At 42.5% G+C, this 12,696-nt stretch carries 12 protein-coding genes; 5 read left to right on the forward strand and 7 right to left on the reverse strand.

The genetic code is table 11. The annotated features are described in order from the left end of the window. The 6 genes from VB836_RS21530 to VB836_RS21555 form a co-directional block, all read right to left on the reverse strand. On the reverse strand, positions 1 to 84 hold an 84-nt coding region (locus VB836_RS21530; protein ID WP_323219606.1), incomplete at its 3' end, for a helix-turn-helix domain-containing protein. Between the two features lie 321 nt (positions 85 to 405). Beyond that, positions 406 to 1,473, reverse strand: a complete 1,068-nt coding sequence (locus tag VB836_RS21535) for an LOG family protein (RefSeq protein ID WP_323222392.1) — start codon at positions 1,471 to 1,473, stop codon at positions 406 to 408. Between the two features lie 127 nt (positions 1,474 to 1,600). Beyond that, a complete protein-coding gene (gene trxA, locus VB836_RS21540; protein ID WP_323222394.1) occupies positions 1,601 to 1,924 on the reverse strand; it encodes a thioredoxin in 324 nt (107 codons plus the stop codon). 1,079 nt (positions 1,925 to 3,003) lie between these two features. After that, positions 3,004 to 4,167, reverse strand: a complete 1,164-nt coding sequence (locus VB836_RS21545; RefSeq protein WP_323222396.1) for a GuaB3 family IMP dehydrogenase-related protein — start codon at positions 4,165 to 4,167, stop codon at positions 3,004 to 3,006. A 143-nt stretch (positions 4,168 to 4,310) separates the two neighbouring features. Further along, positions 4,311 to 5,693: an AtzE family amidohydrolase gene (locus tag VB836_RS21550; RefSeq protein ID WP_323222398.1), complete on the reverse strand. Its 1,383-nt coding sequence runs from the start codon at positions 5,691 to 5,693 to the stop codon at positions 4,311 to 4,313. A 25-nt stretch (positions 5,694 to 5,718) separates the two neighbouring features. Next, on the reverse strand, positions 5,719 to 5,925 hold the full coding sequence (locus VB836_RS21555; protein ID WP_046280228.1) for a DUF4089 domain-containing protein: 207 nt from the start codon (positions 5,923 to 5,925) through the stop codon (positions 5,719 to 5,721). A gap of 410 nt (positions 5,926 to 6,335) precedes the next feature. Between VB836_RS21555 and VB836_RS21560 the strand changes: the two genes are divergently transcribed. After that, positions 6,336 to 7,211, forward strand: a complete 876-nt coding sequence (locus tag VB836_RS21560; RefSeq protein WP_323222399.1) for an AAA family ATPase — start codon at positions 6,336 to 6,338, stop codon at positions 7,209 to 7,211. A gap of 44 nt (positions 7,212 to 7,255) precedes the next feature. On the opposite strand, the gene VB836_RS21565 is transcribed toward VB836_RS21560, so the two are convergent. Then, positions 7,256 to 7,768 (reverse strand): KGK domain-containing protein, encoded by a 513-nt coding sequence (locus tag VB836_RS21565; RefSeq protein WP_323222401.1) that lies wholly within the window; start codon positions 7,766 to 7,768, stop codon positions 7,256 to 7,258. 68 nt (positions 7,769 to 7,836) lie between these two features. Here VB836_RS21565 and VB836_RS21570 point away from each other — a divergent pair, with 68 nt between their 5' ends. The 4 genes from VB836_RS21570 to VB836_RS21585 all read left to right on the forward strand — a co-directional run bounded on the left by VB836_RS21570 (position 7,837) and on the right by VB836_RS21585 (position 12,686). Continuing rightward, positions 7,837 to 9,663: an N-acetylmuramoyl-L-alanine amidase gene (locus VB836_RS21570; protein WP_323222403.1), complete on the forward strand. Its 1,827-nt coding sequence runs from the start codon at positions 7,837 to 7,839 to the stop codon at positions 9,661 to 9,663. 477 nt (positions 9,664 to 10,140) lie between these two features. Next, positions 10,141 to 10,368 (forward strand): hypothetical protein, encoded by a 228-nt coding sequence (locus VB836_RS21575; protein WP_323222405.1) that lies wholly within the window; start codon positions 10,141 to 10,143, stop codon positions 10,366 to 10,368. 99 nt (positions 10,369 to 10,467) lie between these two features. Then, positions 10,468 to 10,719, forward strand: coding sequence for a hypothetical protein (locus VB836_RS21580; protein ID WP_046278078.1), 252 nt, complete (start codon positions 10,468 to 10,470; stop codon positions 10,717 to 10,719). Between the two features lie 92 nt (positions 10,720 to 10,811). Next, positions 10,812 to 12,686, forward strand: a complete 1,875-nt coding sequence (locus tag VB836_RS21585; RefSeq protein ID WP_323222407.1) for a tetratricopeptide repeat protein — start codon at positions 10,812 to 10,814, stop codon at positions 12,684 to 12,686. Positions 12,687 to 12,696: the final 10 nt, after the last annotated feature.

A 12,696-nucleotide genomic window follows, 5' to 3' on the forward strand; every position in this document is an offset into this window, starting at 1 on the left:
ACGCGCACATCCAAAGTGTTGAGCTAACACCTGGATTTGCTCGTCCGTAGGGTATAGACTGACTTTTACCGCTTGTCGCTTCATCTAAACTCCTCCAAATATCGACCTATTACTATTATATATATATATTACAGTAACGTTATTCTGCAAATATTTGGCGACTCCTGATATAGCAGAGAAAGAGTTGATTAGGACACTGTTTTTCTGTCAAATCCTTTTATGATAAAGGTTTCAATTCTGTCTCCTGTCTCGGTGTCTCCTGATTTCTGCTATATATCTCTTTCCTCGCCTTACGGCATTGGTCGGAGATACAATCGTCGCCGCCCGCCTTATATCCCGCCACTGATTCGGAGTACCGAATTCAGTGGGGGACTTACGGCGAATCAGTTAACGGTTGAACTCAGCTTATTTTTGTTCGGGGTGAGAGGTTGCCGGTGTTGTCGCTCCCAAGGTATTAATAGCGGAAATGAGCTGATACAATCGTCCGATATCGAGTTGATTAAAATGCAGCACCAAACGGGGTAAATGTTCGGTTTCATCTCCGGCTTCTGCGGCTAAGGCTAGAGATTTTTCAATTTTGCCTTGAACGAGGATATCACTAAACTCGGTATTGAGTTTTTCGAGAGCATCATCCGATAACTCAGATTTGAGGCGAATTACCAGCAGTTCCTGCACATAGCGACTGGAGTGATAAACCCGATAAAAATCTGAGATGGCTTTACAAGCGGTTTCAATGTTATCGGTAATCGTGTAAATACTGGGATCATCGCGTGAGATTAATCGCCGTCGCAGCAATTGTTTTTCGACAAAGGCGTGCCAATCATGCCAATAATCCCCACCGGGATGATCAATTAAAACCAAGGGTGACGGGCCGAATTTTCCGGTTTGGGCTAAAGTTAAGCACTCAAAGGTTTCATCAAGGGTACCAAATCCCCCAGGAAACATGGCTAAAGCATCGCTTTCCCGCAGAAAAAACAGTTTGCGGGTAAAAAAGTATTTAAAGTTGATTAGTTTGCGATCGCCTTCGATGAAGGGATTGGAGGATTGCTCAAAGGGAAGCTGAATGTTCAAACCAAAGGAGTGTTCAGCACTAGCGCCTTCATTTCCGGCTTGCATAATTCCGCCCCCAGCGCCTGTGAGAACCATAAAGCCTTGTTGAGTGACGCAACGGGCAAAATCCGCCGCCATTTGATATTCTTCGGCTTCTGGTGAAGTTCGCGCCGAACCAAAGATCGATATTTTGCGAACGTGGCGATAGGGATAAAAGATTTGGAAGCCTCGTTCGAGATCTAACAGTGAGGCTGAGAGAATTTTCCAGTCTAGGGTGTCAAATTCTTCTCCTGCCATGCGAACGACACTAGAGAGCGATCGCGAAATCCATTTTTCATGCTTCAAGCTCGGAAGCTGTTGAATCAGTTGCAACAATTCGGCTTGCAGAGAATCGGTCGTCAGGCTAGTTCCGGAGGAATCCATACAGTTTTCCAAACAAACAACGATGACGCGCCCCAGACTTATAGTTCTAAGGCGCGACCCCATGTAGTAGCTCTTAAGAACTCAGACTTGCTTTACCTCATGGCTACACGCCTATATGTTTTGAACATTAAAGGTGTTTTTCTAAAGTTTTCGCCAGTGTCGTTTTGGGAACCGCACCGACCACCATATCCACTCTCTGACCTCCTTTGAAAATCATCAAGGTGGGGATACTGCGAATTCCGTACTGCTTGGCGATGTTGGGATTCTCATCTGTATTGAGTTTTACCACTTTGAGTTGGCCTGCAAACTGTTGGGCTATTTCCTCAACGACGGGTGCCACCATGCGGCAAGGGCCGCACCAAGGTGCCCAAAAATCTACTAATACGGGCACCTCGCTTTCTAGCACTTCCTTAATGAAACTAGCATCTGTAACTTGGGGGGCTGCTGACATGCCTAAAAATCCTTATACACGTCGTACATTTTAACTTTCCTTGCGCTCACACAAGGCGGAGCCGAACTTAAATATCTGCTTTCTTGAGATTACCATTCTCAGGCGCAGTTGATTGTTATTCTCTCCGAATTGCTTGGGGCAGGTTTGGCAAGGATACGTGATCGCAACAGAAACTGTTACTACACCTAGCCTCAATTAGCTATAGCCATCGTGGGGGAATCCAATCTTGTGTTCCTCCTGATGGCTCTCCAAGTATTTGGAAAACTTGGGGTTGGCAACTTTGACGTTCCTCGCCGTCAAACGGACGAGGATTCTTAGTTCAACGATAGAACTTTTCTTTCCCAACACTTGGTTAGAAAACAAAGCGGTTCCCGTCTTTACCAAGCGTACTAGAATACTGATTACTCAGTCTAGTGTTCCGCCGCGCTCCGACGTACTGAAGGGTTTTTGAAGTTTGCACCTTGAGCAATTAATCAAACCCTATTCGGGAATAGAGCTATGTTTATAGTGGTTCTTGCCACCCACTCGCTCTCCTAACTTTGGCTTTTCAAGTACACAGAGGCTAGCACTCAATGGTAGCTTGTGGAAGAGGAAGCAAACTTTCGATGCCAATTTGATTCTACCAAGATGTTGCACTAATTTTCAATTCGGTGACTCCGTTGAGTGAACGGTAAGACTTGATAGTTATTGGGGTTAGTATATTTTACTCCAGATTTGGACGATTAATCTCTGTATATGAATTACAGATTTCTTGAGTAAAGACTTGCATCAATCAACAGGGTATGCTTATCTTAAGAGCAGGATCACTTGTTTTGTGGGCTTATCGAACGTTTTTCCGGCCGGATTAACTCATGTTGTAGATTGTTCTGGACTTCTGCCGCTAAGGCTTGATGAAGTCATAAGAAACCGCCCGAACAATAGTCCAGGCGGAGTGTGGTGTGAGGAGTGAACGGAAACATACGTCTCCGCTTTCTCTATTGTTACATTTTCTTCCAAATAATTCCAGTCGATCAACCCTAATTTTTACGACAAATTAACAAGTTTTGTCAAGGGGTCGTGGGACAGAGGGTAAAAACCCTCTATTTACCCATCCCGAGTTGTTGAGCTTTTTGATAAACTTTTCCTTCGGTGAGCAAGGAAGGGGCGATGACGACTTCTACTTGTTGCATCTCCCGAATGTTCTTGGCTCCTAGAGTTCCCATGCTGGTTTTCAAGGCGCCTAAGAGGTTATGAGTGCCATCGTCTAATTGAGCTGGCCCTCGTAAGATTTGCTCTAATGTTCCTGTCGTCCCAACTCGAATCCGAGTTCCCCGAGGCAAGACAGGACTCGGCGTTGCCATTCCCCAGTGAAAGCCATCTCCGGGGGCTTCTGCTGCCCGTGCAAAGGGTGAACCAATCATTACCCCATCAGCCCCACAGGCAATACATTTACAGATATCTCCTCCTGTAATTAAACCGCCATCGGCAATCACCGGAACATAACGGCCTGTTTCTTGATAATAATCTTCTCGGGCGGCTGCACAGTCAGCGACGGCTGTTGCTTGGGGTACACCCACGCCTAAAACGCCGCGAGAGGTACAAGCAGCACCTGGCCCAATTCCCACCAACACGCCAGCAGCCCCAGCTTTCATTAAATTCAGTGTGACTTCGTAGGTGACGCAATTTCCCAAAATCACAGGCATGGGCATCTCTTGACAAAACTGATGTAAGTCAAGAGGGGTTACAGACTCGGCTGACAGAAACGCAGTTGAAACAACCGTCGCCTGTACAAAAAATAAATCCGCCCCGGCTTCCGCGACTATTTTGCCATATTTGAGCGCTCCGGCGGGTGTTGCACTGACTGCGGCAATTCCACCTTGGGACTTAATTTGCTCAATCCGTGTTTTAATCAGTTCTGGTTGGATCGGTTCAGCATAGAGTTGCTGCATCAAGGAAACAAACTCGGTCTTGTCAACGGATGCAATTTGCTTTAAAACGGGTTCGGGGTCTTGATAACGAGTTTGAACCCCCTCTAAGTTCAACACGCCTAGCGCCCCTAATTGGCTGAGGAGAACGGCCATTTTGACATCGACGACTCCATCCATTGCACTGGCAATAATCGGGATTTCTCGTTCTATTCCGCCAATTGTCCATTGAGTATCCGCTAAACCGGGGTCAAGGGTGCGTGTTCCGGGAACTAAGGCGATTTCGTCAATACCGTAGGCTCTGCGGGCTGTTTTGCCTCGCCCAATGTTAATATCCACTTGAACTTTTCCCCGCAACTGTAGTATGCTCTGTTGACTTCAATTTTATAAAATATCCCTTGATTTTAATTGATATTAAGCTAAATTATCTCTCACTGAGGGAACCTATCGCCAATTAATCGCCGTAATATTTTCCCAAACTCTCAAACTCCGATGATTCCTTGGGCTTCGAGAACTTTTGCCACTCGTAGAATTAAAGCTTCGTTGTGCGGTGCGGCAATAATTTGCACGCCTAAAGGCAGTTGACCTAAATGTTTTACCGGAACTGATAAAACGGGTAAACCAATAAACGAAAGCGGTTGAGTATATAACCCTAAATGGGGACGCACTAACAATTCTTCGCCGCCGATGTTGATCTTTTCTTGACCGATTTTGGGTGCAACACAAGGCGTTGTTGGGGCTAACAGAATATCGACTTTCTGAAAGATTTCCTGCACCTGCTGTTGATACCAACGGCGAAATCGTTGGGCTTGATTATACCATGTTGCTGGAATTAATGCACCTGCTAAAAATCGATCTCGGGTGGCTGGATCAAAGTCTGGCGATCGCGATCGCAAATTTGCTAAATGGAAATGACTCCCTTCACAAGCGGTAATGATATAGGCTGCTGCTTTCGCCCGATGAGTTTCGGGTATTGTGATCTGTTGAGTGACGTTTAACGCCTTTGCCACTGCGGCTACTACTTCAAAGACTTCTGGTTCTCCAGTTTCGGCGAAATATCCTTCTAAAACGGCTATTTTAACCCCTTCTATTCCGGCGTCTAACTCGGGTAAACTGAGTTCAGGCGGACGTTTTGTGCAAACGGGATCGCGTTCATCTGCTCCTTGTACAATATCATAAATTGTCGCTAGATCTCGCAGCGATCGCGCCATAAAGCCGATATGATCCAAACTACTTGAAAAAGGGAAAACTCCCGCCCGTGATAAGCGCCCATAAGTCGGTTTCAAGCCCAAGACGCCACATAAAGCTGCCGGAACCCGGATCGAACCATTTGTATCACTTCCGAGGGTAAACGGTACCAAACCTGCGGCGACAGAAGCGGCTGAACCTCCTGAAGAACCGCCTGAAATTCGAGTAATATCGTGGGGGTTTGGTGTCGCCCCATAATGAGAATTTTCGGTAACAAACCCGTAGGCGTATTCATCCATATTTAGCGCCCCAATAATAATCGCGCCTGCTTGTTTGAGGCGTTGAATAGCGGTGGCGTCATGGGTAGCGGGTGGGTTTTCTCGGTTAATTTTTGAGCCGGCTAATGTTGTTATTCCAGTGATATCAAATAAGTTTTTGACGGCAAAAGGAACACCTGCTAAAGCGCCCGGATCTTCTCCTTTGCTGATCGCTTGATCAAGGGCTTTAGCTTGGGCGATCGCTTGTTCTGATAGGATGCTTGTAAAACAGTTTATTGTCGGATTTTGTTGATAAATTTCGCTGAGAACTTCTGTACAAACCTCTGAGGCGGAACGTTCACCTGTTCTGACTGCATTAGAGATGTTGACAGCATCGGTTTGTTTGAGATCCAAAGACATTTTGATTGAATAGACTGAAGAATGATTATAAATTAGGGGTTGAGTCGATTTTCCAATCGGGATTAAATACTGGGGCTATTTCTATTTTATCGCTTAAGGGAAATTCGGTGATCAGTTGTGCGATCGCTGCAATTCGTTCTAAATTAGAAATTACAGCTTCACGGTATTCTGGGTTAATGGGTAAGTCAATCAGTTGAGCGGTTTGAGAAACGTATTCTGAAATATTATTCATTTTTTTTGAGTTGAGTATTTTTGTTAGAAGTTGTCAAAAACTGTTGATTTGAAAGAGATATCCAGCTAGGCTTCTTATTTCTAGAGATATCCAGCTAGCGAGACGGTGGCACTATTGTTCTGATTTTCAATAGAAATGCTAGATTTGACACATCCTACAATATTGTGATGTCTTTTTGTCAAGGGGAAGGTTGACTTATGAATTTTATAACAAATCTTTATCAATGGACTGTATGTTGCATCTATCGATAGTTTAGCTTTTTCTGATGGGGAATTTAAACCCTTCATTCTCAAAGCAGATGAGAATCTGTGTAAATTTATGTATACTGGAGTGATTAAGAAAAAAAATTTGATGGTGTTAACACTTCAAATTTTCTGAAAAAAACAAATTAAAATCCGATTTAACTTCAAATGACAATTGAATTAACACAAAAACACTCTGCTTTTAAGTCGTTCAGCTTGGGAGTGGGTTTTGGTTCATCTGTTCCTCAAGGTTGGCTGAGTCTGGTAACGCAACCTTTACTGATTATTGTCGGTTTAACAGGAGTTGGAAAAAGTACAGTTCTTTCTCATTTAACAGAAGAAAGTTCAAATTTTACGCTACTTCCCAACCGACGCACACTAACAGATGAGATTATCATTCCTCAAATGGGGGAAGATGAACAGCGTTTATCCTATTTTTGTCGAATTCAACGGTTTAATTATACTCGTCAATATCGCCAAAAGTTTCCGGGTGGAATGGCTCATGTTTTGAGTCAACTTTGGGTAAACCCTCAACAGGTAAAAACTCAATTGATTTTTGATGGTTTGCGGGGAAAAGATGAGGTTAGCTTTGCTGTAAAAGCTTTTACTGAAGCTAAATTTATTGTTTTAGATGCTCCGAATAAAGTTCGTTTACAGCGAATTTTAAAACGAAATGATGCTTTTGACTCTATTAAAAGCTTTAAGCCTAAGACGGAGAGTAAAAGCATTGATTTAGATGATTTAACGAGTTTTACTGCGTTGGGAATACCGGAAGCAACCTCTGTATTTAACGCAATGGAAGAACAGGAAATATTAGCCTGGGTTCATCAAGGGGTTGTGACGGCGGAAGAGTTACAAGAAAAGTTAAAAATTGTGGTGAAAGAACAGCAAAATTATGATTCTGTATCGACTCGGTTAACGTTAGAGGAAATGGCGTCTGAACGAACGTTAGTCATTGATACAACGGTGTGCAACCCTCAACAAGCGGCTTCTCAAATTCTGTCGTGTTTAAAGGTAAATCAACTGATGTTATCTGTAAGTTAAATCCCTAGAAACCCGGTTTCTCAGAGAAACCGGGTTTCTGTTACTCATGCTTCGTTGAGTTGATTTAATTTTGCTCTTAAATCATCTAATCTATCTTCGTTTGTAGATTCTTCTGTAAGATTAGTTGGCTGAGGAGAGAATTCAACTTCAACAGTAACATCTGCTAAATATTGTTCATTAATTTTTAAGTCCGCCAAAAATCTAACTTTTCCCTCAATCCATTTTGGATTTTCTAAGCTTAAAAGTTTACATTCTATACCTTTAGGTGGAATTACAAAGCGAATATCAGACAAATCAAATCTAATAGATTTATCAGTAATAGAAAGCCAGCAATATTGATAAAATAAAAAAGCCATTGAAGCTACAATATCTTGATGATGATGCAACCGTAAACCCTTGATATTTAAACTACGAGTTTGATGTTGTGAAGTTTCCTCAACTAATTCTTTCAGATTTTGACTCAATAACTCTTTCAGTCTCCCAACAGTAAATGTATCCTTTTCAAGGATAACAATATCATCATCGCAGTGTAAGCGGCGAAAATTTTCTTCATTCATGGAAAAACCTGAATTATAATTGATCTTGGCTCGATACAATTATAAAACGTGAGTGAACGGAAGCAAAAATGAAGCGAATTTTAGGACTAGCGGCGTTTGGATGTATGATGGTATCACCTGCTTGGGCGGAACAACCCCTTTATATTGCTTATCCTCCGGCGGAACACAAAACGACTTCAAACCGGATTTTTTTCATTGGAAGTGCTTCTCCCGATGCAGAAGTAACCGTTAATGGAACAGTAATTGAACGTTCTCCGGCGGGTCATTTTGCACCGTCTTTTTCTTTGGAAATGGGAGAGAATATTTTTAAACTTCGACACAAAGATGAAGAATTAACGCTGAAAATTAATCGCATTTCTAACTTACCTGAAATTCCTGAAGGTGTGGCTTTTGTAGAAGATTCTCTGGAACCGAAAGTTAATTTATCTAGGCTTCCGGGGGAATTAATTTGTTTTAGTGCTATTGCACCGCCAAATGGTCGAGTATCGGTTGAGTTTGCAGGTCAAATTATTCCGTTATCGGCTCAATATCAAGCTTTGGATTTACCGGATAATGTGGCTGTTTTAACGGGGGATAATCAACCGATTCAGTTAGGAATTAGTAAATATCAAGGTTGTGCAGAAATTGGTAAAAGTTTTCCGGTTCCTCGTCGAAGAAATCAGGTTAATTTAGGTCAAGCGCAATATAAATTGACGTTAAAAGGAGAAACGGTGACACAAAAAGCACCCGGAAATATTACGATTATTTCTCCGGCTGAATTTGAAATTGCAGAAGTAACAGTTGATGAAGGGGTGGCGAGAACTGGCCCGAGTACAACTTATTCGCGTTTGACGCCTTTACCGAAAGGAACTCGGGCGAGAATTACTGGGCGAGAAGGGGATTATTTACGCTTAGATTATGGCGGTTGGATAAAAGCAGATGAAACCAAAATTTTTAAAGGGAAAATGCCGCCTCAGTCGTTTATTAGAAGTGCGAGTTCTCGTCAAGTTGGAGAGTGGACTGAGGTTTATTTTCCCCTACAAGTTCCGGTTCCGGTAACGGTTAAACAGGATAAGCAAAGTTTAACGCTGACTCTCCATAATACTACTGCACAAACGGATACGATTCGGTTTGATGATAGTCCGTTAATTGAACGGATGGACTGGGAACCTGTTCTCTCGCCGATGGGAGAAGAAAAACAGGCGGTTCAATATACGTTTCATTTTAAAACGAAGCAGCAATGGGGTTATAAATTGAGGTATGAAGGTACAACTTTGGTGTTGTCATTGAAGCATCCCCCGAAAATAGAAGAAGTGTCTCAGTCGAGTTTGTTTGCTGATGTATTGAGTCCTAAACCGTTAGCGGGGATGTATATTTTGATTGACCCCGGACATGGTAGTGAGAATGATTTGGGGGCGAAGGGGCCAACGGGATATCCTGAAAAGGATGTGAATTTAATTGTCTCTTATTTATTGCAAAATGAACTGATTAAACGAGGGGCAAGAGTGTATATGACTCGCCAATCAGAGGAGGATTTATTTCCGCAAGATCGGGTTAAAATGATTAATAAAGAAGAACCTGATTTGGCGATTTCTGTTCATTATAATGCTTTACCGGATAACGGAGATGCGATGAAAACTCAGGGAATTGGTACGTTTTGGTATCATCCTCAAGCTCATAGTTTAGCGGTGTTTTTGCATAATTATTTAGTGGAAACATTGGATCGTCCATCCTATGGTGTGTTTTGGAATAATCTGGCTTTGACTCGTCCGGCGGTGACTCCTTCTATTTTATTAGAGTTAGGATTTATGATTAATCCGGTTGAGTTTGAATGGATTGTTAACCCTCAAGAACAGAGAAAGTTAGCGGTGGCGTTAGCAGATGGAATTGTAGAATGGATGAAAATAACACAGTAATTTAAAGATGATTTGAAGTTCAAGAGGGGTTTGATCACTCCTCATTGATCTTCAAACAGTTAAAGGCTGAGAAACCGGGTTGCTTGTTGGTGATCTGAGGTGATGTTGAAGTTCTGTTAAGAAAATTGGTTAATAGGCCTAAAGTTGTCGATAAGGTATGATTTGATACAGATTTTAGGATTTTTTAAAGTATGATGGACTCATCAAATCTTATTTCTCAATGCTTAAGTTTGAAGTAAGAAAATAGAAATTTACCCTAGTTGTATGGTAGCGATTGCAGCTTGACTAAACATCTTTAATTTTCTATATCCAGAAAAAATAGGGATTCTTTCAGGGAGCATAATATTTTTCATTGATACATCCGTTTTTAAAAGAGAGCTATCCCTGAATGGCATCCAAGAGTTCAGTCGAGACTGTAACTGATTGTTTGTGAAAGTAAAGTCCATAAATTTAGTTAAAAATCAAATTAGATTAGCCATGAATAATTGTCCCTGTTGCTCAACTAAAATGCTCCGTCATATTCGTCAAGCACAAATTTATTGGTACTGCTCACACTGCAAGCAAGAAATGCCGAATTTGACCGATTGGCAACCGATTAATGTAATCTTGAATAACTTCCGCACTTATTCCTGTGAAAATCCGATGAATTTTTCGGAGCAATGCCTGAAAATTAATGTCAAGCAAGAGGAAACGGTTCAAAGTTAACTGAGGAGTTCGGTAATTCCGCCCAACTCAACTTACCAAGTTGGGCAAAATAGATTATTCTTGTAGAAGTGACCTCAAAAGATTATAGACTAAGTATAAATGACGACTAAAAAATCCGCATTTGCAGCAACGATGAACCACATCAAGAGTCAGGGCTATAACCCTGAAGCGATGTCGGTTGAACACAGCTATGATCCAGATAGTGCCAATTATTACCTAACTTTAACGCCGAATAATGAGCTTGAAAAGCGGATTGACTGTACAATTGATGAATATGGGAATGTGGCTTATTGGGGGGTGCGGATAATTCCGGCTGAAATCATGCCGACTGTGAAGATGTCATTGAACTAACGACTGTCAAACAGGAGAACTGTAGCTATAAATTGACCTCAAAACTCTAGGAAATCTCCTGAGAAACCTGAACTAAGTTGTCTGGCAAAACCATGAACCCGCCTTCTGATCGCGATCGCTACCAAACCTTTGTTGAACAAATCATAACTAGCATTCTCAAAGGACAGATTGCTTCTAAAGCGTTAATTTACCAGCGCTTGGTTGAGGAACTTCAGCCTGGAACTGGAGAAATTTTTGAGCGATGCTTGATGGAGAAAATCAGCAGTTTAGAGTCTCTGGTGCAAACAGAATCTGATGAACTCAAACAGGCAAAAGCAACTCGACAACTACGCGCCATCAAAATGTTGCAGCAAGCTTGGGAAGAATGGCAGAAAAACCACCAGGCTGAAAGTTCTTGTGCGGTTGCGGTTCGACAAATTCTAGAAGCAGAGGCGACTCAACGGCTTTCGGTTCTCCTGCAAGTTCTTGATCCCAATCAATCCTACGTTTTCAAGCATCCACAAATTCGACAACTGGCTCAATCTCTTCAGCAGGAAGCAGAGGGTTTAACCAATCCGTCTGAAGCCTTTGAACTCCGTCAATATGCCTTGGGGTTAATGGAGGGTTTGGCTTCGGTGAGCGAGTTAGAACCTCATCTGATTAGTTGGGTTTATGATCTCCCCAACCGCGCCCTGGGTTTTGGTGGGGGGGCGATGAATCATGGGCCTTGGCAATCTTGGGCGAAACAGGTGAGCAGCCCTTTGGCCAAAGAGCTATTTACAAAACAAGCCCAGAATCAATCCGCAGCTTTAGTCGCAACTGAACAAACTATCGACTGGAAAGCTTGGGTGGGTTTGATGGTCTTGATGCGTGACCTACAAACGGGATTGGTCGCCTGGTTCGACAAACAGCCCTACAGCGCTCAGTTTGGGCAGAATTTGTCGGGTGTGACTTTTTTGGTGTTTGCGATGATTTGGTCTGAACTCAGCAGTGGTTTGAAGTTAGCATCCCAACAGCCAGAGCGGGAAGTTTTATCTCAGGCTTGTTTTCAGATTTCTTTACAAATCCTGCGGACTTTTGCTCAACGGGATAATTTTCCCCTCTATGGCGGTGTATTTGCCTCGTTTTCGGGTCAAGGCTTTCGAGAAACGATTAACTACCTCAACCAACCTTTGAATTTTGCTGAGAATATTCAGGAAAAGGCTCGTATTCTCACGGTTCTGGGCTATTCTCAACAGTGGATAGGCCATCACGAACAAGCCTGGACGTTGCATCAGGAAGCCTTAGAATTGGCGCGTCAGACTGAAGATCGAGCTTGTGAAGTGGCGAATTTTAATCACCTCAGTCGCTTAAGTTGGCGACAAAAAGACTATTCTCAAGCGATTACTTTTGCTCAACGGGCTTTGATTTTAGCGCGACAAATTGGCGATCGCAAGGGAGAAGCTCATTGTTTAGTCAGTTTAGGTTTTTGTGAAGTGTTGATGGCTCGACAACAACGAACTGTAACGTTTGAACAGCTTGAGTCATCCATTTCTTATCTCGAACAGGGTTTAAAACTGTCTGAGAAATTTAATGATTTGCTCAATCAAGCTTTAAGTTCTCTGGGTTTAGGAATTGCTTATGTTGTTCTGGAAAAACCGACTCAAGCTGTCCCTATTTTAGAAGATGGATTATTAAGGGTTCAGCAGGTGGGTGAACGAGACTTACAAGCCTTGGGTTATGCTTGTTTGGGTGAAGCTTATTATCAACTGCATCGAGAAGATTTAGCGGTGTATCATGCTTGTTTGGGAATGTATTTGCTCGAACAGCGAGGGGATATCAAATGGCAACAAGCCGGGGCATTAGTAATGATTTTACAGGGAAAATTAGGAGCTGAAAACTTCCAGAATATTCTCTCCCAAAATCGCTCTAAATTTATTGCTCTAATTGGAATTGATGGCTTTGATTATTTACCGAGTTTAATCGAACGTTATCGACAACAAAGCTAAAACAGTTCTG

It is taken from the genome of Limnoraphis robusta BA-68 BA1 (assembly GCF_034932365.1).
Lineage (GTDB): Bacteria > Cyanobacteriota > Cyanobacteriia > Cyanobacteriales > Microcoleaceae > Capilliphycus > Capilliphycus robustus.

Excerpts from the sequence above, each read along its gene's own strand:
- VB836_RS21535 (WP_323222392.1), bottom strand. The coding sequence starts at position 1,473 with ATGGATTCCTCCGGAACTAGCCTGACGACCGATTCTCTGCAAGCCGAA.
- VB836_RS21555 (WP_046280228.1), bottom strand. The coding sequence starts at position 5,925 with ATGAATAATATTTCAGAATACGTTTCTCAAACCGCTCAACTGATTGAC.
- VB836_RS21570 (WP_323222403.1), top strand. The coding sequence starts at position 7,837 with ATGAAGCGAATTTTAGGACTAGCGGCGTTTGGATGTATGATGGTATCA.
- VB836_RS21575 (WP_323222405.1), top strand. The coding sequence starts at position 10,141 with ATGAATAATTGTCCCTGTTGCTCAACTAAAATGCTCCGTCATATTCGT.
- VB836_RS21560 (WP_323222399.1), top strand. The coding sequence starts at position 6,336 with ATGACAATTGAATTAACACAAAAACACTCTGCTTTTAAGTCGTTCAGC.
- VB836_RS21565 (WP_323222401.1), bottom strand. The coding sequence starts at position 7,768 with ATGAATGAAGAAAATTTTCGCCGCTTACACTGCGATGATGATATTGTT.
- VB836_RS21585 (WP_323222407.1), top strand. The coding sequence starts at position 10,812 with ATGAACCCGCCTTCTGATCGCGATCGCTACCAAACCTTTGTTGAACAA.
- VB836_RS21580 (WP_046278078.1), top strand. The coding sequence starts at position 10,468 with ATGACGACTAAAAAATCCGCATTTGCAGCAACGATGAACCACATCAAG.
- VB836_RS21550 (WP_323222398.1), bottom strand. The coding sequence starts at position 5,693 with ATGTCTTTGGATCTCAAACAAACCGATGCTGTCAACATCTCTAATGCA.
- trxA (WP_323222394.1), bottom strand. The coding sequence starts at position 1,924 with ATGTCAGCAGCCCCCCAAGTTACAGATGCTAGTTTCATTAAGGAAGTG.